This is a genomic window from Streptococcus sp. Marseille-Q6379 (genome assembly GCF_965119505.1).
Genome location: NZ_CBCPLV010000002.1, coordinates 447,710 through 469,111 on the forward strand (window position 1 = coordinate 447,710; position 21,402 = coordinate 469,111).

At 38.3% G+C, this 21,402-nt stretch carries 20 protein-coding genes; 2 read left to right on the plus strand and 18 right to left on the minus strand.

Annotation, left to right across the window (positions count from 1 at the left end):
• Window positions 1–202 precede the first annotated feature (202 nt).
• The 5 genes from ACWPVZ_RS08810 to ACWPVZ_RS08830 form a co-directional block, all read right to left on the minus strand.
• Window positions 203–805 (minus strand): nitroreductase family protein, encoded by a 603-nt coding sequence (locus ACWPVZ_RS08810; RefSeq protein ID WP_073687545.1) that lies wholly within the window; start codon window positions 803–805, stop codon window positions 203–205.
• Between the two features lie 136 nt (window positions 806–941).
• Complete coding sequence (locus tag ACWPVZ_RS08815) at window positions 942–1,796, minus strand: VOC family protein (protein ID WP_454381846.1); 855 nt, start codon at window positions 1,794–1,796, stop codon at window positions 942–944.
• Window positions 1,797–1,928: 132 nt separating this feature from the next.
• Window positions 1,929–2,378: an Rrf2 family transcriptional regulator gene (locus tag ACWPVZ_RS08820; RefSeq protein ID WP_073687547.1), complete on the minus strand. Its 450-nt coding sequence runs from the start codon at window positions 2,376–2,378 to the stop codon at window positions 1,929–1,931.
• Between the two features lie 180 nt (window positions 2,379–2,558).
• The gene (locus ACWPVZ_RS08825) at window positions 2,559–3,422 is read right to left on the minus strand and encodes an alpha/beta hydrolase (RefSeq protein ID WP_454381847.1); all 864 of its coding nucleotides are present in this window, start codon (window positions 3,420–3,422) and stop codon (window positions 2,559–2,561) included.
• Window positions 3,409–4,701 (minus strand): PTS sugar transporter subunit IIC, encoded by a 1,293-nt coding sequence (locus ACWPVZ_RS08830; protein WP_454381848.1) that lies wholly within the window; start codon window positions 4,699–4,701, stop codon window positions 3,409–3,411. The genes ACWPVZ_RS08825 and ACWPVZ_RS08830 overlap by 14 nt, the downstream gene beginning before the upstream one ends.
• A 248-nt stretch (window positions 4,702–4,949) precedes the next feature.
• On the opposite strand from ACWPVZ_RS08830, the gene ACWPVZ_RS08835 reads away from it, so the two are divergent.
• A complete protein-coding gene (locus ACWPVZ_RS08835) occupies window positions 4,950–5,870 on the plus strand; it encodes an ABC transporter ATP-binding protein (protein ID WP_021151675.1) in 921 nt (306 codons plus the stop codon).
• 4 nt (window positions 5,871–5,874) lie between these two features.
• Window positions 5,875–6,630 (plus strand): hypothetical protein, encoded by a 756-nt coding sequence (locus ACWPVZ_RS08840; RefSeq protein WP_073687551.1) that lies wholly within the window; start codon window positions 5,875–5,877, stop codon window positions 6,628–6,630.
• 370 nt (window positions 6,631–7,000) lie between these two features.
• Here ACWPVZ_RS08840 and ACWPVZ_RS08845 read toward each other — a convergent pair whose 3' ends face one another.
• The 13 genes from ACWPVZ_RS08845 to galE form a co-directional block, all read right to left on the minus strand.
• Window positions 7,001–7,510: a DUF6630 family protein gene (locus ACWPVZ_RS08845; RefSeq protein ID WP_084914367.1), complete on the minus strand. Its 510-nt coding sequence runs from the start codon at window positions 7,508–7,510 to the stop codon at window positions 7,001–7,003.
• Window positions 7,511–7,794: 284 nt separating this feature from the next.
• A complete protein-coding gene (locus ACWPVZ_RS08850; protein WP_084914366.1) occupies window positions 7,795–8,670 on the minus strand; it encodes a sensor histidine kinase in 876 nt (291 codons plus the stop codon).
• A complete protein-coding gene (locus ACWPVZ_RS08855) occupies window positions 8,670–9,353 on the minus strand; it encodes a response regulator transcription factor (RefSeq protein ID WP_084914365.1) in 684 nt (227 codons plus the stop codon). Before ACWPVZ_RS08855 ends, ACWPVZ_RS08850 begins: the two co-directional genes overlap by 1 nt.
• A 162-nt stretch (window positions 9,354–9,515) precedes the next feature.
• A complete protein-coding gene (locus ACWPVZ_RS08860; protein ID WP_454381849.1) occupies window positions 9,516–10,148 on the minus strand; it encodes a nitroreductase family protein in 633 nt (210 codons plus the stop codon).
• A gap of 90 nt (window positions 10,149–10,238) precedes the next feature.
• Window positions 10,239–10,925 (minus strand): YoaK family protein, encoded by a 687-nt coding sequence (locus ACWPVZ_RS08865; RefSeq protein ID WP_145517254.1) that lies wholly within the window; start codon window positions 10,923–10,925, stop codon window positions 10,239–10,241.
• A 144-nt stretch (window positions 10,926–11,069) separates the two neighbouring features.
• Complete coding sequence (locus ACWPVZ_RS08870; RefSeq protein WP_145517253.1) at window positions 11,070–11,324, minus strand: type II toxin-antitoxin system RelE family toxin; 255 nt, start codon at window positions 11,322–11,324, stop codon at window positions 11,070–11,072.
• Entirely contained in the window at window positions 11,314–11,529 is a 216-nt protein-coding gene (gene relB, locus ACWPVZ_RS08875) for a type II toxin-antitoxin system RelB family antitoxin (RefSeq protein ID WP_070438100.1), read from the minus strand. Before relB ends, ACWPVZ_RS08870 begins: the two co-directional genes overlap by 11 nt.
• Window positions 11,530–11,662: 133 nt before the next feature.
• Window positions 11,663–12,505: an aldo/keto reductase gene (locus tag ACWPVZ_RS08880; protein WP_201709621.1), complete on the minus strand. Its 843-nt coding sequence runs from the start codon at window positions 12,503–12,505 to the stop codon at window positions 11,663–11,665.
• Window positions 12,506–12,598: 93 nt separating this feature from the next.
• On the minus strand, window positions 12,599–13,765 hold the full coding sequence (locus ACWPVZ_RS08885; RefSeq protein ID WP_236652951.1) for a hypothetical protein: 1,167 nt from the start codon (window positions 13,763–13,765) through the stop codon (window positions 12,599–12,601).
• Between the two features lie 491 nt (window positions 13,766–14,256).
• Window positions 14,257–17,274 carry a glycoside hydrolase family 2 TIM barrel-domain containing protein gene (locus ACWPVZ_RS08890; RefSeq protein WP_454381850.1) on the minus strand — a complete coding sequence of 1,006 codons (3,018 nt, stop codon included), beginning with the start codon at window positions 17,272–17,274 and terminating at the stop codon, window positions 14,257–14,259.
• A gap of 3 nt (window positions 17,275–17,277) precedes the next feature.
• Complete coding sequence (locus ACWPVZ_RS08895; protein WP_014632923.1) at window positions 17,278–19,182, minus strand: PTS sugar transporter subunit IIA; 1,905 nt, start codon at window positions 19,180–19,182, stop codon at window positions 17,278–17,280.
• 110 nt (window positions 19,183–19,292) lie between these two features.
• Window positions 19,293–20,339, minus strand: coding sequence for an aldose epimerase family protein (locus tag ACWPVZ_RS08900; RefSeq protein WP_195914669.1), 1,047 nt, complete (start codon window positions 20,337–20,339; stop codon window positions 19,293–19,295).
• 60 nt (window positions 20,340–20,399) lie between these two features.
• A complete protein-coding gene (gene galE, locus ACWPVZ_RS08905; RefSeq protein WP_002888050.1) occupies window positions 20,400–21,401 on the minus strand; it encodes a UDP-glucose 4-epimerase GalE in 1,002 nt (333 codons plus the stop codon).
• Window position 21,402: the final 1 nt, after the last annotated feature.

Here is a 21,402-nt window from a genome sequence, read left to right on the forward strand (position 1 = left end):
GAACTTCTTAGAAGGCCGCTGACATTTGCTATCACCTAAGGGAAGTTTTAAAATTCAAGCTATAACTTTCCTTGGGTATTACTATTTTTAAGATAAAAAAATAACAAGATTTCTCAACCCTGCTATTTTTTTGTCTTATCATTATGATTTTGTTCAGTCAGTATGTAGCCTACTGCCAAGCTGACTGACTAAATTAAAGTGATTATTTGTCGCCAAAAACTTTGAAACGACCTTCTGTTTGGATGTCTTTATCTCCTGCTGGTGCAACGATTTGACCAAATGGCGCTTGAGCACGGAGTTTCCAGTTAGCTGGAATGTCGTATTTTTCAGCCAATTGAGCATCAACAAGTGGGTTGTAGTGTTGTACGTTCATGCCGATATTCTTCTCAGCTAAAGCCAACCACGTCGCATAAAGGGCGATTCCATGACCCTGCTCTGACCAAATTGGGAAGTTTTCAGCGTAAAGTGGGAATTGCTCTTGAAGGCCTTTCACTACATCTTGATCTTCATAGAAGAGGATTGTTCCCTTAGCTTGGCCAAAACCTGCCAAACGTTCTTTTGTTGCCTCAAAGGCTTCTGCTGGCGTTACTTTTTCAAGCTCTGAATAAGCGATTTCATTCCAGAAAGCATCTGATTCTTCATCTAGCAAGATTACCACACGTGATGTTTGTGAGTTGAAGGCTGTCGGTGTGTTAAGAACAGCCCCTTGAATGGTCTCAATCAATTCTTGGTTAGAGAGCTCAAGGTCTTTTCCTAATGCGTAGATAGAACGGCGTTTTGTTTGTAAGTCTGTAAAGTAGGTCATAGTTATTCCCTCTTTCTTTGTGATGAATGTTAATTGTTAAAATTGTTAAGTTTATTTGTAATAACTTTGATTACAAAAACCATTATAGACCTTTCAAATGTAATGTCAATAGTTACGACTCAAAAATCACTAATTATTAATATTTTCTTCTTACCCGTGTCAAAATACCATCATTATCCTCGAAGATTAACGCATTAGAAGATAACCATTTGACCTCTGCTCCACGATTCTTAGCACGTTCAGCTATGGTAATCAAATCTTCTTTGTCTTCTACTTCAAGGACGTAGTAGGCAAGACCAATCATCCCTTTTTCACGTTTGGCTAAGTTTTTGCCACCCCATTCATTGACAGCCAAGTGGTGATGGTAATCACCTGAAGCAATCCAACTAGCACTTGGAATGGTATACTTATCTGCCAGCTCCAAAACATCCTGATAGAAAGCCGTTGCTAGCTGACTATCTTTGACCGATAAATGAATATGCCCCATGCGAGTAGCCTTAGCTATCACAAAAGGCTCAACCTTGCGTCCCATCTCGTAAATTTCTTGAGCTGATAGTTCTTCTGTTACACCAACGATGCGACCATCCTCACGAATATCCCATTCAGCAACAGGCTTGTCTCTATAGAGCTCAATACCATTGCCTTCAAGGTCTTCCAAATAAAGGGCTTCACTATAACCGTGGTCAGCTGCACCGACAAAAGGATAGTCCAGCTCGGCGATATGTTTGAAAACATCTGCCAAATCCTCGCGAGAAGGTAACAAAATCGCCATATGGTAAAGACCGTAACTGGACTTGACCACTTCCTTTCGATTGGTTTGAATCAAGTGGACCAAGGGCTTGTTTCCAGCTCCCAAGATAACCTCTTTTTCCGTTTGGGAGAGGATTTCAAGTCCTATAACCTGTGTATAAAAGGCTGTCTGGCGTACCAAGTCCTTCACATTGAGTACCGTCTCCGCGAGGTAAATCTTACTATTGTAGTCGTATGTCATATGTTTTTCTCCTTTGTTGTAATTATATGAATTACATTATAATTTTTTCTATTGTCACGTCAATTATTACAACCTGCAAATAAAAAAGAAACCGAATAGCTTTCGATTTCCTAGCGTTTACTGACTAAACAATCAATCACCCACTTCTTTCCAGTTTACCTTGGCATCTTTTAAAATACCAGCCAGTGTTTTCTTTTCAAGCTCTTTTTCCATCGCCATTTGAACGTCTTCTAGGCTTTGGTCCAAGATTCCATGAATATTTCGTCCTACTGGACAGGCTGGGTTAGGATTGTCATGGAAACTAAAGAGTTGACCACTTGGGCCGATGCTATCCACAGCACGATAAACCTGAAGAAGGTTGATTTCTTCTGGGTCCTTGAGCAAGCTAGCTCCACCTGTTCCCCTTTGAACTGAAATTAAGTCTGCTTTCTTTAGTTGCGACAAGGTTTTGCGGATAATAACAGGGTTAACTCCCACACTATCAGCCATAAAGTCACTGGTTAACTTAGTTTCATTTCCCTTATTTTGTGCTATAAGAGTCAAAATATGAACGGCAATGGTAAAGCGACTTGGAATTTGCATATCAGAACCTCTCATTCATCTTTTTCTTTTCAATCAATTATAACAAAACCAACGTTGTAAAACAAGGAGTTACAACAACTTAAAGAGTTAGTCTTACACTAAAAAAATAGAGCCATCGTAGACTCTATTCTTTTGTATTTGATAATAACTAACTAGACTAATAATACATAGTATTCTAGCCTATTGAGGTTCTAGATTGGTCTTTTGCTTCTTACGAACACCTTGTCCTTCGATATGTTGTTTGATTAGTTCCACTACTTCATCATTGGTTGGTAAATCCGAGTGTTGGGCATCTTCACCTGTAACAGTGATTTCAGTATAACTTTTTGCCTGATTCTGATAGATATACTTCCCAGCGGACACGCTACCATCTGGAACCAGCTCGTCCGAATCATAGGTGATGGTTCCCGCTACCGAATAGACATGTAGGGTAGTCGGAATATTCTCCTTAGCAGCTATAAAGTCTGCTAGCATGACCGATTTATTTTTAATATTGGTTTCAGTGAAATTATAGGGTGTTCCGATAGTCATCAAAGAATTTATCTTGACATCGTAGTTGCTAAGATAATTTTCAATAAAAGCCGTATAAATCAAGCCACCATTTGAATGCCCCAACCCTTTAAAATTATTGAAATTGTATTTATTCTGCAAGGCTTCAAATGCCTGATTTATCATCTTGGTTTGTTTCTTGATATTGTTATAGCCATCTTTGTTATTCTCAAATCCAATAACAATGACTGGCTCATTATCCTTATCCTTGATTTTACCCTCAAAGGTAATCCGTCCATTGTTCCAGACCTTGACTTTGAGAAGGCTATGCTTGACACCACGACGGTCTTGATTGAGTTTACGTACTAGGCCGTCGAATCTATTTTCTGTAGCGGAGCTCCCTGGAATCATGATAATGGGAGACAATTTTGAATTATAGAAAGTCTCTATTTCCTTGACATTTTTCCTAGTCCAACTATAGGATGGGACGGCTAGCCCAATGAGAAAGAAAGCAACAAGGATAAAGACCAACTTAGTTTTTTTATTTAGTTTCAATGCTCTCTCCTTCCTCTTTTAGACCGTGTTGGACTTTATTAGACAGACGCACAAATGGAATAAAGATAACAATGTCGACTGCAAAACAGAGCAGACTTACAGCAAGAGCTCGTAAACTACCCCCAGTTCCGATAAAGGCGAAAAGAAGACTTGGTGTACCATCTGGAACTGGATAAACCGCAGCTGGCATAAGATGAATAGCCAAGGCCACCGCAGCAATACCCATATTGATTATAGGTGCCAATAGGAAAGGAAACAGATAAACTAAATTAAGCAAGACTGGTATCCCCACCATAAATGGAGCCCCATTGTTAAAGAGACTAGGAAAGACACTTAGAAGACTCACCTTCTTATCCTTATAACTGGTTGATGCTAAAAGCAGAGCCACCAAGAGGGCTAGCCCTGAGCCAATGCCAGCAACCAAGCCATAACTATGATAAAGATTTGTTAGTGTGTAAAGGTGGGGAAGCCCAGTCGTCGTATGATGGGAAACAGCATAGGTCAAATTTTCCAAGGCAAAACTATCCTCGGCAATTGAATTTAGGGCAAAAGCCTGACTATTTCCAATCCAAGCAGAAAAAGTGTTCAAAAGTCCCATCATAAAGGTTGAGAACAGGTGATTATCAGTTACAGTAAAGGTAGAGGTAACCTGCCTAATCGTCAGAAAAACATTATCTTGCTCTCCAATCACAAAGAGAATGTTAAGTCCAATAGCTAAAATGAGTGACAAAAAAATGGGACGGACGGTCTTTGGTTGATAAATATAGTCCTTGTCCACAATCTGATCATCACTAGCTCTTGAAAAGCGAAAAATCTGGCCAACCAGATAGCCCACAAAGATAGCCAACATAATGTTGATTGAAGCCGGTAAATTGATACGAGTCAAAACACCATCGTTTAGCGGTGACAGCAACAACTCCTGCGATCCTATAATTAAGCTAACCAAAAGGGATGTCACACCAGCTGTACCAGTACTTCTACCATAGTGACCAGCTGTGTATTTTCCTGCAAAGTAGGTTGATAAGGGCCCGGCTAAGCCACCAAGAAAGTTGGAAAGATTAATGAGCACCTGCCCAGTTATCTTAAAGGCCGGTAACCAGTCAGAAACTGAAAACAATTGGTTAATATAACCAAGCTCCGAAAAGACAGATAGCGAAATCACCCGAATAATTCCTGAAAATAGGAAAAAGGGAAAGAGCGAAACCAAGGTTTTCTGCGTAATTTGGACGAAGCCTCGCTCACGAAACCAGAGAAACCTCTGGACCAAATAGTTTGTCATAAAAGACTCCTAGTAAAAGGCAAAATAAACTTTACATTCAACATTTTTCTTCATTATAACACAAAGAGAGAGGCCTTACCTTAATCGTGAGTTAAAGCACACACTATCAGAATTTAGTCACCACCATTTTCATGATTTCTTGAAAAATTTAAGAAATATTTGAGAATTTCTTGATGTTTATTTAATGACTTTATACTACAATAAAGATGAAAAGAAAGCGGTATCAAATAAGCAAAAGGAGGCTTATCATGAAAAAGGTACTTGAGGTCAGACATCTGACTAAACGTTACGGCCAACACCTAGCACTCGACAATGTAAACCTGACCTTAGAAAAGGGTGAGGTCTATGGCCTTATCGGAAGAAACGGGGCAGGGAAGACAACACTGATTAAAGTCATCACTAAACTCATCCGCCCTAGCCAAGGCAGTGTTTCCCTCTTCCACTCTACCTCCAAATCAGAGTGGACTCACGCACTGAAACGTGTTGGTTCTGTGATTGAAACACCAGTTGCCCTGAATCATCTCAATGCACGTCAAAACCTACGTTACTACTGCAAGATTCATCACGTTCCAAATCCTGACAAGGTCATTGATGAAATCCTTGATACAGTTGGACTTGGACACACTGGCAAGAAAAAATTTCGGAGTTTCTCACTGGGTATGAAGCAACGTCTAGGTATCGCTATTGCACTGATTGCAAAACCAGACCTACTTATTTTAGATGAACCGATTAATGGTCTCGACCCAGTTGCTATCAAAGAATTCCGCCAAATGATTAAAAAATTGAGCGAAGAGCAAGGTATGACAGTTCTCATCTCTAGCCATATCTTGTCTGAACTCTATCAAGTTTCAACCCGCTTTGGCATTATTGATCACGGTCACATCATCCGTGAAATCACTAAGGACGAATTCGAACATCTCAGCGAAGACTATATCGTTCTTAAGACAAATCAATTAGCCCTGGCTAGTCGCATTCTCCAAGACCAACTCCATCAACACTTCAAAGTTGTTAACAGCGACAATGAAATTCATATTTTCGATAAATCCCATGTGATTAAAGCAATTGTCAAAGAGCTGGTTAAACAGGAAGTCGATATTGATGAAATTTACTACAAACGCCAAGACTTAGAAAACTACTTCACACAACTGGTTGATTCAGAAAGGAGGTAGAGCCATGTTACACACTATTCACGCCGATTTCTATCGACTCTTCCGATCTAAAGGATTTTGGATTTCTGAAATTATCCTAGCCCTAAACATTATTTCTGGTGTCCTATTGGGAGGTACAGGGCATGTAGGCGTAGAAACTGGGGCAAAACAAGCCGTTCGAAGCGCCTCTTCATGGACTGGTGTCGGATCACTGATTAATTATTCTAGTAGTATCTCTATGACAGTCCTCTTCACTTTGATTGTAGTCTCTATTATATTGGGCGTTGACCTAGCGCAAAAGCTATATAAGAATAATCTCACCTCTGGTATTTCACGGAGCGGATTCTTCTTTGCCAAGGCAACAGTCATTGTAGCGATTACTTTAGGACAACTCCTCTTGTCTTACGGTCTTGCCTTCGTCCTTGGTACACTTTGCCATGGTCTTGGAACTGTACCTGACCACTTTGTTAGAAACTTTGCCTTGACCTTCCTTCTCCAATTCTTGTGTAATTTGGCTTGGGTAAGTCTGACAACTGTTGCCCTCTACCTCACACATTCCATCGTGACAACCTTTGTGACTTACACCCTTGGTTTGGTAGCTTTAACCGTACCAGCAGCAATCTTCCCTAAAGTAGAAATTTTGAAATACTTGTCACTCAACTTTAATTACGCCCTGACCGCAGATAAAACTATCATTCAAAATACTGCGATCGTGGCAGTAGGATTTATCTTAGCATTCACAGCTTTGGGCTTAATTACCTTTGAAAAACAAGATTTGTGAAAACAAAAATAACATCGTGCGAAAGCGATGTTATTTTTCTTATGTGACTTCAAATCCGTTTCGCTTCGAAGGAGCAATACAAATCATATTTTTGATGTAGAAATGTTTATTTACTTTGAAGATATCTATTTTATTTACGAGAGTTGATTTACATTTATAATTGCTTGCAAAGTTTAAAATATAAAAAAGTCACCAACAAAAGTTGACGACAACTAAAAAAGAGGACCAATGTCAGTAAGGGTTCTTTACAGTCCGAAGCTGAAGGTAGCACCGCACCCGTACCAGAAACTGGTACCTTTGAACGCTCTGTTACCAGTCGTCCTACGATATCCTCTCAACATCTTCATTCTATCACTGATTGCAAATAGAATCAAAGATTTTTTGCTAAATCAAATCTGTGGTTGAGTTGTTTTCCGAGCAATACCAATTTCTTTAAAGTCTCTCTTTGGCTAGGAAAAATGACATAACTGTCGCTATCAATGTCTATTCCTGCAACATAGGCATCCTCAGATAACCATTTTTTATCTAGGATATTGCACCATTGAGGAACAATTTCATCCTCATCAAACCATTCATCTGAGAGTTCCAGACCTGCTGCATCAACTAAAGGTTGAAAGGCATATAGAAAATCCTCCAGTTCGACTCTACAGTCTAACTCAACAACCTTTCCAGTCTCTAATAGTTCATCCACAATAGCAATCCAAACGATATCGTGTTCGTTATCATCTTCATCTATACCACGCTCATCAAAACGGTCAAAGTTAGAAATAAGATAACCCTTTGGAGATTCAAGACATTGTTCTAAATTTTCGTGAACGGTTGTATTGTCAGTTAGTAAATGTATAATATCACGATAAATTGATTTTTCTTTATCAGTCATTAGTTTGTCCCCCAAAATATCTTTTATAAAAATTAATACTTTTACAGATTAAATTATATCATACGATCCATGCGATAACATTTTCTATTAAGATAGGGAGCTCTGCATCTGTTCGGAAAATAGATATTTGTTGAATACACATATTAGTTATGAATAATGAATATTAAGTTTATTTTGATTATGATAGCGAAAACTAACTCAATTAAAAGTCACATGACAATTTGAAGGAATTGTAAAACCACTTGGTGATTTTGTTTAGATATAACTACTTCTAATTTTAGTTATTATAATCTCACAGTTAAATAAAACCATTCATTCTCATAGGCCAGATGCAACTCACCCTCTAAGACTTGAACTAAGTGTTCGGTGATATAAAGTCCTAGTCCAGAGGAATCTTCGGTGTCTGACAAGTTTTCAGAATAAAAGCGGGTCGTTAGTTGGTCCAGATGCTGTATCGGCTGTTGTACCATATTACTAACTGACAAATAAATGCCATCTTCCACTTTCTCTAGTGTCAGTCGAGCTTGAGTCTTACCATGTTTTAGAACGTTACTGATAATATTCTGAAATAGGCGGTCAAAAATATCAGGGTCCATTTCACATTGGATTTCAGGGTCTACTTGAATATCTAGTACAATCCCTGTCTCCTGAAACATGTCATAGTAAGGCAAGATAGACTTAACTACAAGTTGAGAAAAGTCCAGATCTTGAAATTGTGGTTGGATGGCACCCTCTGTTAATCGTCGATATTCCAACAAGGCTTCCAAACGCTTTGAAACAGTCAGTAGATTTTTAGAAATCTTCTCCATAGCCATGTCATCTTCACTACTACTGCGAAGACTTTGCTGAGCATAGCCGCTGGCTACTGTCAGTGGCGTTCGGATATCATGGGCAATGTTACTGATAGCCATGTCCATGGTTTTCTTTTCTTGAAGAGCGACAAGATTAGTCTTTTCAACTTGGTTAAAGAGAGACTCAACCTGATTCGTTAGGGTAACTAAAGATTTTGGCTGATTTTTCAGAGTAATCCTTCTATGGCTTTCTTCAACTAGCTTTTCTTCAATCTGCTTTGAGAGAGATTTTATAGCCAAATAGTAACGGGCGAGATAGGTAGTCACTCCCAAAAGGAGTAATGTTAATAGAATGAGTAGACCTTCCATCAGTCGTCTCCTTTAAGTCGCACACCTAAGCCCCAAATCGTTTCGATATACTCCGTACTCCCATCCACTTGGGCTAGTTTCTTTCGTAAATTACTCAACTGTGCATTCAATGTATTATCACCTGATAGATAGGGAGCTCCCCAAACCGTCTCGTAAAGGTCCTCTTTAGTAAAAATTTTCTTTGGATTTTCTAGGAGTGTGTGGAAGATTTGAAACTCTTTCTTACCCAAACGAATGACTTTTCCCTGGCAAGAGACTTCAAAACTGTCTGGATTTATCGTGATATTTTTGACTTGATAAATGTTATCGGTCGTACTACTCGGATGATTGTGTTCACGTAGTTGAACGGAGACACGCGCATAAACTTCTTCAAGATCAAAAGGCTTCACAATATAATCATTTGCACCATCAAGTAAGTACTGACTAATCAAGTGCTTATCACCCAAGGCTGTCAACATAATGACAGGTACCGCGCTTCTTTGCCTGATAAACTTAAGCACCTCTTCGCCACCCTTACCTGGTAACATGATATCTAGGAGAACCAAATCAATCTCTTGACTTTGAAACAAAAGCTCTCCTTCGGTCCCAGAGTAGGCTTGGATAATATCATGTTCTTCAGAAAACAAGTTAAAAAGAATATTCTGGATATCCTCATTGTCCTCAATCTGTAAAATACGTGCCATGTCATAATCCTCCAACGGTGCTACCAATTGTATACGCTCACTTTTTCTTTCATCTTAACAAAAAGCTCATTTAATAACAAGGTGAATCACTATTAATTAAATCAAAAAAGACAAAACAAAAACCATAAGTCTCCACTTCCGAGACCTATGGTCGATTATTTATTAAGCAAAAGTTGCCACATCAGAGGCGTCCAAACGAACAGACTCAAAGCCTTCTTCATTGGCTTTCCCAAGAGCAATGAGCAAAACTGGTACATGACGGTCTTCATCAAGTCCAAAGGCTTTGGCGAGACCTTCTTTTTTATAGCCACCAATGGCATTAGTATCGTAACCATAAGAACGAGCGACCAACATCAACTGCATAGCAGCAAGGCTAGCATCAATGTGGACAATTTCATTCATCATTTCTCGAGGAGCATTTTCATACATTGGTACAATGCTTGACAGTTGTTTTTCTTTGACTTCTTCAGGCATTTTTCCTTGAGCAACAGCCTTACCGTAGATATCTTCAGCTCTTTCTTGGCTCTTCAAATCGGCAAAAATAAGGACCATGGCTGATGATGTTTCATTTTGCACAACATTGTAGCTGACGAAAGGTGTCAATTTTTCCTTGCCCTCTTCGCTCTCAACAACAACAAAACGCCAAGGTTGCATGTTGACTGATGATGGTGCTGTAACAGTCTTATCTAGGATTTCCAACAGTTCTTCTCGCGGAATCTTAACAGATGGATCAAAGTTACGAATGGAACGACGATTATAAACGATATCTGAAAAATCATTGCATACTACAGGCATCTTATGTCTCCTTTTTTTGATTAAATGAAAATAATATAATCAAAATTATAACATAAGACAATTGTTATCAAAAATATTTGCTACAGACGACTAAAGATTAGTTTCCTTGAGCCCTAGCCGTTTCACTTCAGATGAATAGTAAACCATGATGATAATAAGACTGAGTGTGATTACCCAGATTGACTTAAGGTGTACAAAATGCATCAGAACGGCTGAGACGATAGCGCCAACGACAAAGCTCCCTACGATAAAGCTATAATTGACAGCCTGACGACGATATTCTCTCTGATCACCACTTCCCTGAATGGCATAATAGAGGGCCGTTAACATCCTTCGATAATTTCCTGAGGTCATAAATATCACGAAGGGATGATTCTCAATCTGACTGCCAGTAAAAGTCTTCATCATGATACCTGCAGAAAAAGCGATAATCGGGAGCTCAATCAAGGCATTTGAAGGTAGAAAAGGCAGGATAGCTGTCATCACACAAAGTGGAAGAAGACCATAAACTCGCCAATAGGCATTCTTACGCTGGTCTTTAAACCACATACCAAAAAGAAAGCCTAAAGAAAAGAATAAGATTGAAAAGCAACGCAACAAGTTATAGTACATACTACTGTTTCGCCAGTCAGCGACCAAGAGAAGGATATTCCCAGTCTGTGTAGCAACCAAACTATGATAGTACATATGACAAAAGACATCCAAAGCCCCTCCCGAGAAACTCAACAAATTAGCCATCAGACGCGTATTTTGAGGAAGAAGGTTCCGCGATTCCATAGCATAACTTCCCTTCTAATAGTAATTGATATGATAGCCTTATTATAGCAAATTCGGGCACACACAGTAGAAAAAAGCAACCCTCACGAGTTGCTTCTATCCTATTAAAAATTAACGGAATCTGGGATATTATAAGTCTTGATACTAATAGATATCACGTCTATGACCGACTTCGAGGGCAAGTATGATTAGTTCATTGTCCTGAATATTGACAATAACACGATAGGCACCAATACGATAGCGCCATTGTCCAGTGCGATTGGCAACCAAGGCCTTACCCTTGGCTCTTGGATTATCTGTGACACGATTGAGATAAGCCTTAATTTGTTTTCTGACGAAAGGATCCAACTTTTTTAAATTTTTGGCAAATATAGGGGTGGGTACTATCTTATAGGTCATCCCAATTTAGCACCTCCCCACCATTTTCAAGATAGTCTTCATATTCTACCAAAGCCAAATCGGCTACTCTAGCGTCATATTCATCCTCAATGGCTTCTAAAGTTTTGGTACGAATTAATTCTGACAAGGATACCCCTTCAAATTTCGCAATGGCCTGCATGAACTTCTTATCTGCTTCTGAAACCTTCAATGTAATTGTTGTCATATCCTTAACCTCGTTCTCTTTTGTAACACCATTGTATTACCACTCCTCCTTTTTGTCAATTTTGATAATAGGTTCATACTTTTATTCGTAAAACAATAGAAAAAGCAACCCTTACGAGTTGCTTGCAGTCCTATTAAAAGTTAACTGAATCAGGATCATCCTGAGTTTTAATGCCTTGAATCTTATCCAATACTGCCATATCTTCCTCTGACAAATCAAAGTCAAAGATATCCAAGTTGGCTTCGATATTTTTTGCTGTCACTGACTTAGGTAGTGGCAAGAAACCTTTTTGAAGGCTCCAACGTAAGGCAACTTGAGCAACAGATTTTCCGTTACGTTCAGCCACTGCTTCTACGTCTTCATTTCCAAAAATGCTACCAGTACCTAGTGGGCTATAGGCTTCAAGAAGAATATCACGCTCTTGGCAATAGGCAACCAAATCTTCTTGGGCACAACCTGGAGCCAAAAGAATTTGATTGACATGTGGCACAATTTCAGCCGTTTCAAGGAGAGCATCAAGGTGATGCTGCATAAAGTTAGACACACCGATAGCACGCACCTTACCATCTTTGTAGGCTTCTTCCATTGCCTTCCAAGCACCTGCATTGCCAACCTTCCAAGCATCATTCTCTCGAAGAGCCTTTGGATTAGGCCAGTGGATGAGCAAAAGATCCAAATAATCCACACCTAGTCTTTCAAGAGACTCGTCGATAGAGGCCTTAGCCAAATCGTAATCGTGCTTGTCATTCCAGAGTTTAGTCGTTAGGAAAATATCCTCACGCGCCACATCACTATCTACAATCGCCTTACCTACAGAAACCTCGTTACCGTAGATTTGCGCCGTATCAATATGTGTGTAACCCGCCTTAAGTGCGAAACTAACGCTGTTATAAGCTTCTTCCCCTTCCGGAATCTGCCAAGTCCCAAAACCAATTTTAGGAATCGTAACGCCATTTGAAAGTGTATATGTTTCCATCCTGTTCTCCTTTTCAAGTTGTAACAGAATTATCTTAAAGGATATAAGATAAAATTGCAAAGATTTGCTATGACTTGTTTGATAAATAGTTCCTTACTTCTTTTTCCGCTTCTTTTTAAAGACAACACCATTTTCTTTAAGGATTTCCATGCTCACCTTTCCAACTCCTCTAATCGCTGCTACTTCCTCTTCCGTTTTCTTTTTAAAATCTTTAAATTCTATTAAGCTATGTTGACGAAGTATACGCTCCACACTTATTGAAAGTCCTTGGAGGGCTTTGCTTGGTTCTATACTTTTTTCCAATTCTCTAATTAGTTTGTGCAATCCTGGATTTTTCTTTTTCGCAACATGTCTTTGTGGACGTTTTGCACGATATTTTTCGATTAACCAAGTAAAATAATATTCTGACTGGGACAGATCAACGACTTGATTAAAAACCATCAAAAGACTTTGCATACTATTGGCTTCAAATAAGACAGGGTTGACTTTAAGCGTTTCGGCAACTAGACGCTCTTCATCACCTTGTTCAATCATTTTTAAATAATTTTCGAACTCTGGATTTTTTGCATAGAGAAGATCAAAATAGAAATCCGCATCCTCAATATGTCCCGTCATTAGAGAGACCGTCATCATTGGTACTATCATCAAATCTTCTTCGTGATATTCCATTTGCTCACATTCGAAAAAGTTTTTAGCCTTATCATAGTCCTCCAGATTGCAATAGGTAGCCATCAATTCGTAACAGACTCCCATGTGATCTTGAACATCTATCTCTAGAATCTCTTCAAATTCCTTAATAGCAAACCGCTTCATACTGTTGCTTAAATAAAATTTAGCAAGATTATACTTCAAAGACAAATAAGGACGCTCGTCAAGATTAGCCCAGCCCATTTTTGGACCTTGCTCCCACTTGGACCTTTGCTCTTTTTCTAAAGCAATTAAGCCTTTTAGATGTTCAAGTGGACTTTGAAAAGTTAAGAGCATTTGTTTAGCATCAAGATTTTCAGGATCTAGTTTTAAAGCCTCTGTCAAAAATTCCTGACTTCTTGAAGGATCGTCCTCATAATAATGATAAGCCTCTTCAATAAGTTTCCAGGCTCTCTCCTGCTTTGAATCAGGGGAAGTAATCTCATCAAAAAGCCCTTGGTTGTATTGTCTTGCAAAATCTTCAAGAGCCATGTCCACACTGAGATACTCTGTAATATGTTCTTCTAAGAATGCTTCTGCTTTTTCTGTGAAGTCTTCAAAAGATGGTGTCATCAATCTACTCCAATCTATGTTTTATTCTCTAATTGCTATTGTACACGTTTTCATAGAACATTACTATAGTCTCAGTGAAATCAACAACCTCCTAAATTTTTATTGACAAGAATAGTCGCCAATCACAATACAGATAAGAATCCATAGAGTCTTATTTTGGGACATCTAAACTCAAAGTTGTATACTTATATTAGATAGAGTGCCATTGGATGATTAACGTCAAGGCATAATCTTCAAGTTTCATTTAAAGCTACAAAAAATCATTAACGTCTCGGGAGTGGTTTAGTCCCTTTTCTATATCAATAACTTTAACTCACTTTTTCATAATTTTACTTGACCACTCCTATTTTTAAGGGAATTGAAAACTGAGTTATATTTTAAAAGGAAACAGAGATCTGTTTCCTTTTTTCTTACTTCAAACCATGACAAAAGGAAACCCTTTCGAGTTTCCTTTATCAAATATATCGTTGGAGGCAAAGTCCAATAATACTTTAGTTGAGTGGTTCAATCACGAAGCTCAATTGATAGCTATCTGCTGAGCTAACCAAGAATTCGTCATGAACTGGAGCACCCCATGAGTCGTCACCACCGACACCCATTTGAGCAGCAAGAACTTTAATCCATGTAGCATCAGATTGTTGCAATTCATATTGATGACGAGCATTTTCAATTTGTTCAGTACTGTTACGCAAAGCACTGAATTCGAATGCCTTATTAAGTGCGGTGAATTTAAGACCATTATGGTTATCATCAGATACTGTAAATTCACGAGTACCATAGTGATTACCAGATTCTTGTGGCATTAGATATGGAGCAAATGTCTTTTCAACAGATGTTTCATATCGACCAAGATAGGCACCAGGAAGTTTATCAAGGTAGCTTTCTTCTGCACCGTATCCATAATAGCTTAGGTTTGTAAATTGTGAACCGATAGCAAATTCTAGACCAAATTCAGGGAAGTTTGGCAAACCTGCTTTACCATCATAGTTTGCAGTAACAAAGATTCGACCCTTGTAATCAACTTGATAAGTTACCTTAACTTCGACATCAGAAAAGCCAGGCAATTCATGAACATAAGTCACTTTAACAGAGTCATCTTCAATTTGAATTTGAGTATCTGTAACCTTACTATAGTTTCCAGCAACTTTCCAGCCTGCCATTTCGAATGGATATCCAGCACCACGATCGTTGTCAGTGTAAGCACGAGTAAAGTTAAGTTTAGGACCTTTCTCAATGAATTCAACACCGTTATACTTAGCAGATACTAGCGTATTTTGTGCACGTGAAAGCAAGATAGAGAAGTTTTGTCCGTGGATTCCGATGTTGAAGTCGCCTTCAACAACATTCAAAGGAGCCTTAACTGGTGTTTCAGTGCTAATCTTTTCAGCAACATATTGACCACGAACAATTTCATGTCCTTTTGGAGCCCATTCAGTTGCTTCATTCTGAACACAAGCAACTTCATAAATTCGTTCAGCATTTGAAGATCCAACAGCGAATTCTACTGGGAATGTTGCTTCTTCACCTGGTTTAACATCAAAGTGATATTCACTTTCGCTAACTTTTCTACCATCTTCGTAAACTCTAGCTAGGAAAGTATAAGCAGAAAGATCTTCAAAGACATTATCATTCTTGATAGTTACTGATTTTTCATCAACAGCAATCTTAATATTAGAGTAAAGATGTTTAACTGTTTGAAGTTTTGGAGTTAGGGTACGATCTGCGAAGACAATACCATTTCCACAAAATTCGTAGTCAGAAGGTCTATCATGCCAGTCACCACCATATGATAGGAATTCGCTACCATTTGGAAGTGGTTTGTAAATAGCTTGGTCAATGAAGTCCCAAATAAATCCACCTTGGTATTCTGGATATTTCTCTAAATCAGTGTAGAGTTTCAATCCACCACCAGAGTTACCCATTGTGTGCATGTATTCACATGAAATATAAGGTTTTTGAGGATTGTTAGTGAGGTATTCTTCAATATCAGCTGGTTTCGCATACATACGACTTTCGATGTCTGTAATGTAATCAAATTCACGACACCATGTAACACCTTCATAGTGAACTGGACGAGTATTGTCAACACTACGGAAGTAATCAGCCATGTCAGCAATATCTTTACCAGCATATGATTCATTACCACAAGACCAAATGATAACACTAGCATGGTTCTTATCACGTTGGAACATGTTATTGGCACGATCCAAACAAGCAGGCAACCATTCTGGTTCACTAGCTGGGATATTCCATGAAGGTTCGCTTAGACCAAGTTTTTGCCATGTACCGTGTGTTTCAAGGTTGGCTTCATCGATAACATAAAGTCCATATTCATCACACAATTCATACCAACGTGTTTGGTTCGGATAGTGAGAAGTACGAACAGCATTGATGTTATGTTGTTTCATCACTTTGATATCCCAAAGCATATCTTCTTCAGTGATACAACGTCCTGTTCTAGCGTTAAATTCGTGTCTGTTAACCCCTTTAAAGACAATTCTCTTACCATTCAAAAGCATGAGTTTATCTTTAATTTCAAAGTGTCTAAATCCAACCTTAACTGGAACGACTTCAACAACTTGGCCATCATCCAAAACATGAAGGGTCAAATTGTAAAGTTTAGGACTTTCAGCACTCCAAGGTTTGATTTGCAAATCTTCAAGACTTACAGATAGTTCACCGTCAGCATTAACAGATGCATCACCTTCTGTAACGATGCCTTCATAATCTGAAAGAACATATTTAATTTTCTTATCTTCGTAATCACCAACAGTCTTCAAATCAATATCCAATTGACCTGCTTTTGTTTGGTAATCATAATCTCCCTTAACAAAGAGATCTTGAACGTGAACTTTTGGAATAGCGTACAAGTAAACATCTCTGAAAATACCGTAAAGTCTCCAGAAGTCTTGGTCTTCCAACCAGCTTGCTGTAGAGTAACGATAAACAGCTACCGCCAACTTGTTATCACCTTCAACAAGGTAATCACTGATTTCAAATTCACTAGGTGTAAATGAATCTTCACTGTATCCTACGAAGTTACCATTGACCCATACAAAGATGGAAGTGGCAACCCCTTGGAATGAGATAAATACTTTTTTATCTTTTAAAGCATCATTCAAGGTAAAATGTTTAACGTATGATGCAACAGCATTTGATTCTTGAGGAACTTGAGGTGGACGAAGGAATTCTTTACCATCCCAAGGATATTGGGTATTCACATATTGTGGAGAACCAAAACCTTGAAGTTCCAAATGACCTGGTACATTGATGAAATTCAAATCAGTTTCATCAAATTCTGTTTTATAAAAGTCTTTTAAAACTTGATTTGTATTCTGAGCATAGTGAATTTTCCATTTTCCATTAAGAGATTGTCTTAACTTCATCTCCCCTTCAGAAAATTCTGCAAGAGATTCAAAATACTTATGATCTGAGTGAGCGTCAACAGTATTAACGCTAACAATCTTTGGATCGTTTAAGTAAGTTTGAATTTTTTCAGTCGTGTTCATAGATTATTCTCCTTTTTTGAAGGTAATAACTTCAGACAAAGCTTCTACCTTTTCTCCAACTTCTTGTTCAAGATGGAAAGCACTGAATTTTTCTGAATTGGTTACAGTGACAAGTACTGTGTCATCAAGACCGTTTTTCTCAATAATTGGTGACCAGAACTCAAGAAGTTTTTGTCCAACTTCAACACGATCACCTTGTTCTACGTAACTAATGAATCCTTCACCTTTAAGTTTAACTGTTCCGATACCAACGTGGATAAGAACAATGACACCATCTTCACTTTCAATACCAACTGCATGGCGAGTAGGAAGAACTTGACGAATGGTACCACTAATTGGTGCAAAGACAGCTCCATCAGTAGGTTTAATGGCGAAACCTTTACCCATGCTACCTGAAGCAAAGTGTTCATCATTAACACTTGAGAGGTCAACCAAATGGCCAGTTGTAGGGTTTACAAGAGATACGACGTTAGCTTTAACTTCATTTTCAGAAGTTGCTACGCTAAAGCGATGTTCCAATTCTTCAACAATTTCAGCGTGACGTGCTTCAGTCAAAGTGATTTTACGAGCAATAATGAAGGCTCCGATAAGCATTGCTGCTGCTGGGAAACCAAACATGCTAAGCTTAAAGATAGACTGTTGATGTGTTGTAATTGTTGATGCTGAGGCACCTGTTGTCATACCAGCAGCTACGGCAATTGTAGAAACAAGCCAGTTTGACATCGCACCACCAAGTTTATCAACAAGTGGACGAACTGACAAAGTAAGTGATTCATCACGGTGTCCCAATTTCCATTGACCATATTCTACTGAGTCAGAGATAATCATGAGGATAACAAGGAACACAAGAGGTTGTGGAATAAAGAAGAGTTCAGCAGCAGTCAAGATCATTGGAAGTGATGTTCCTGCAATACTAAAGATTCCGATACCACCGAGCATTACTGCAATACATCCATAGAACAAACGTTTACGGTTGAATTTACCAGCTAGGCTAGGGAAGAGTGAAACTGAAACCAAACCAACAACTGTATTCAATCCGTAAAGGATTGAGTATTTCCCTGGATCACCAAGGATAAATGTGAAGTAAAAAAGTTGAAGAGCATTAAGTGTATTAATACCAAGACCATAGAACCAATATCCGAGAGACAACCACATCAATTGGTCGTTTTTACCAAGAACTTTAAAGACTTGTTTAAGGCTAGTTTTTTCTTTGTTATCACGAAGTTTTGACTCAACTTCACGTGTACCAATACCAACAGCAATTGATGTAATCACACCAATGAGAGCAACGATAAATGCAAACCAGAACCATCCAGATTTATCTCCAGAGCCACTACTGTTCGTCATAGAGAAGAACAAAACGATTGGCATGATGGCAACACCTACAATATTGGCACCAATCGTAGAACCAATACGGGCAAAAGTTGCCATTTTTTCACGTTCATGACTGTCAAGAGACAAGGCAGGAATCATTGACCAGAAACCGATATCTTTAATTGAGTAGAAGACATCCATTACAAGGTAGATAATTCCGAAAAGTACAAGGTACAAGAAAGGATTTGTTTTATTCAAACCACCTAAATCGGTGAAGAGAAGCAACAAGGCGATAGAACTGATGATACCACCACCAACTACCCATGGTTTGAATTTACCATACTTAGTATGAGTGTTATCAATCATGTTACCGATCAATGGATCGATAAATACTTCCAAGATACGCAAAATAGCGATAATGTTAGTAATTAATAGTACGTAGTGACTATTTTGCTTTGGATCACCTGTGTTAAACAAGTGAGTTGTCACAAACATGATAAAGTATGTTGACAACGTTGCATAGAAGACGTCGTTACCAAAAGCACCAGCTGAATAGGATAGACGAGACTTCATTTGACCTTTAGATTTTCCCATTACGAAAACCTCCTGTTAGTTGTTTTTTGAATACGCTTACATTATATAAGTATTAGTTTAAACCGTCAATAGTTTTAGTTATTTTTTACTAAACTTTTACTAAAACATGATTATTTTGATGAATTAAAATATTGGAAACCGATTTCATAGCTTACACTATGACCCTCCTCCAAAATGATATCTCCAAAATATGTATGATTAACGGCATCTGGGAGTGTTTGAGCTTCCATAGCTATAGCTTCTCGTCCTTTTGCAATTGTTCCTCGATCTCTCGCAAAGTAAATATTATCCTCTATAATATCCATAGTATAAATAACTAAACCATTTCTGTTAGAGAAGATTTCAATACCATCTCCGCTTTCTTTGTCATGCAAAATAGCTACTTCTTTCACATGATCACAAGTTTCCCCTCCAACTACAAAGGCATCATCAAAACCATTATTTGCTTCAATTCGAGGTAGCAAGTCAGTTGTCTTTCTGAAATCATAATTCGTTCCATCTACATTAATTTTTTGTCCTGTTGGAATTAACTCAGAATCCAACTCTAAACGATAGTCTGAATAGATTTGTAACTCATGACTTGATAAATCCTGTTTGTCGCTAAGATTAAAGTAAACATGGTTTGTCGGATTAAAGACTGTTGACTCTGTAACATCGAAGGCTTCAAAGAGTATTGTTAAGCGGTTATTATTGTTAAGTCTATAACTAATAGAGACTGTAACATCACCAGGAAAGCCATCTACACTTGAATAAAGTCTTCTAATAAATTTTGTCTCAACATATTCATCATTCAGGTTTGTGACATAGTTCCAATTTTGAACCTGCATTCCTTTTGGACCGCCATGTAAACAGTTTTCTCCCTCATTCTTAGGAAGGCTATAAAGAACCATATTATGAGTATACGAAGCTTTCCCAATTCTTCCAGCAACCCTACCAATAGACTGGCAGGCACATAAATTATTCTTATAGTAATCCTCGTAAGCACTGAAACCAAGTACTATATTTTTAAGAGCACCAGTTTCTGTTGGAACCAAAAACTCCTGAAGTGTAGCACCTGTTGTGAGTGTGGAAATGACAACACCATTATTATTTTCCATTGAAATTTTACTGACATCGCCTGAATCAACTTTTCCAATAATTTCGCAGTTTATTTTCATACTATTTCCTCAAAAAACAAAGAGTACAATAATTATATATACTCTTTGACCCTTTTTTTATTATCCTCGATCATCGTACCCTTTTGGATGGCTAGAATGCCATGCCCAAGCACTTGCGATGATTTTTTCGATGTTATCAAATTGTGGTTTCCATCCAAGAACTGTACGTGCTTTTTCAGATGAAGCAATCAATGTATCAGGATCACCAGGACGACGATCAGCTTTCTCAGCTGGGATTTCTTTACCAGTTACCTTACGAGCGGCTTCAAGAATTTGAAGGTTTGAGAATCCCGTTGATGAACCTAAGTTAAAGGCTGTAGATTCATTACCTTTACGAAGATATTCAACAGCAAGGAGGTGAGCATCAGCCAAGTCAAATGGGTGAACATAGTCACGAACATTTGTACCATCAGGAGTGTTGTAGTCATCACCAAAAATCATGATTTTTTCACGAACACCTTGAGCTACTTGAAGGATAATTGGGAGAAGGTGAGTTTCTGGACCATGGTCTTCACCGATAGATCCATCAGGTTTTGCACCAGCAACGTTGAAGTAACGAAGTGGCACATATTTAATACCATAAGCTTTATCAGACCACTTCATGATAGTTTCCATCATCAACTTACTTTCACCATATGGGTTGATAGGATTTTGTGGTGTTGTTTCAAGAATTGGAATTTCTTCTGGGATACCGTAAGTTGCTGCTGTTGATGAGAAGACAATGTATTTAACACCGCATTCGTTCATAACTTCAAGCAATTTAACCATTCCAGCTGTATTGTTATCAAAATATTTGAGTGGTTTTTCCATTGATTCACCAACCAATGAATAGGCCGCAAAGTGAATAACGGCATCAACATCAGGATTTTCTTTGAAGACCTTTCTCATAAAATCTTGATCAGAGAGATCGCCTTGGTAGAAAATAGCATCTGGATGTACGGCAGCACGGTGACCGGTTACCAAACTATCTACTACTACTACTTTTTCTTGACCTTTTTCAACTAAGCGATCAACCATGTGAGAACCGATATAACCAGCTCCACCTAATACTAAAATTGCCATT

What these genes read in the sequence shown, in the direction of transcription:
- ACWPVZ_RS08810 (WP_073687545.1), bottom strand. Translation starts at nt 805, where the DNA reads ATGACCTACTTTACAGACTTACAAACAAAACGCCGTTCTATCTACGCA.
- ACWPVZ_RS08815 (WP_454381846.1), bottom strand. Translation starts at nt 1,796, where the DNA reads ATGACATACGACTACAATAGTAAGATTTACCTCGCGGAGACGGTACTC.
- ACWPVZ_RS08820 (WP_073687547.1), bottom strand. Translation starts at nt 2,378, where the DNA reads ATGCAAATTCCAAGTCGCTTTACCATTGCCGTTCATATTTTGACTCTT.
- ACWPVZ_RS08830 (WP_454381848.1), bottom strand. Translation starts at nt 4,701, where the DNA reads ATGACAAACTATTTGGTCCAGAGGTTTCTCTGGTTTCGTGAGCGAGGC.
- ACWPVZ_RS08835 (WP_021151675.1), top strand. Translation starts at nt 4,950, where the DNA reads ATGAAAAAGGTACTTGAGGTCAGACATCTGACTAAACGTTACGGCCAA.
- ACWPVZ_RS08840 (WP_073687551.1), top strand. Translation starts at nt 5,875, where the DNA reads ATGTTACACACTATTCACGCCGATTTCTATCGACTCTTCCGATCTAAA.
- ACWPVZ_RS08845 (WP_084914367.1), bottom strand. Translation starts at nt 7,510, where the DNA reads ATGACTGATAAAGAAAAATCAATTTATCGTGATATTATACATTTACTA.
- ACWPVZ_RS08850 (WP_084914366.1), bottom strand. Translation starts at nt 8,670, where the DNA reads ATGGAAGGTCTACTCATTCTATTAACATTACTCCTTTTGGGAGTGACT.
- ACWPVZ_RS08855 (WP_084914365.1), bottom strand. Translation starts at nt 9,353, where the DNA reads ATGGCACGTATTTTACAGATTGAGGACAATGAGGATATCCAGAATATT.
- ACWPVZ_RS08860 (WP_454381849.1), bottom strand. Translation starts at nt 10,148, where the DNA reads ATGCCTGTAGTATGCAATGATTTTTCAGATATCGTTTATAATCGTCGT.
- ACWPVZ_RS08865 (WP_145517254.1), bottom strand. Translation starts at nt 10,925, where the DNA reads ATGGAATCGCGGAACCTTCTTCCTCAAAATACGCGTCTGATGGCTAAT.
- ACWPVZ_RS08870 (WP_145517253.1), bottom strand. Translation starts at nt 11,324, where the DNA reads ATGACCTATAAGATAGTACCCACCCCTATATTTGCCAAAAATTTAAAA.
- relB (WP_070438100.1), bottom strand. Translation starts at nt 11,529, where the DNA reads ATGACAACAATTACATTGAAGGTTTCAGAAGCAGATAAGAAGTTCATG.
- ACWPVZ_RS08880 (WP_201709621.1), bottom strand. Translation starts at nt 12,505, where the DNA reads ATGGAAACATATACACTTTCAAATGGCGTTACGATTCCTAAAATTGGT.
- ACWPVZ_RS08885 (WP_236652951.1), bottom strand. Translation starts at nt 13,765, where the DNA reads ATGACACCATCTTTTGAAGACTTCACAGAAAAAGCAGAAGCATTCTTA.
- ACWPVZ_RS08890 (WP_454381850.1), bottom strand. Translation starts at nt 17,274, where the DNA reads ATGAACACGACTGAAAAAATTCAAACTTACTTAAACGATCCAAAGATT.
- ACWPVZ_RS08895 (WP_014632923.1), bottom strand. Translation starts at nt 19,182, where the DNA reads ATGGGAAAATCTAAAGGTCAAATGAAGTCTCGTCTATCCTATTCAGCT.
- ACWPVZ_RS08900 (WP_195914669.1), bottom strand. Translation starts at nt 20,339, where the DNA reads ATGAAAATAAACTGCGAAATTATTGGAAAAGTTGATTCAGGCGATGTC.
- galE (WP_002888050.1), bottom strand. Translation starts at nt 21,401, where the DNA reads ATGGCAATTTTAGTATTAGGTGGAGCTGGTTATATCGGTTCTCACATG.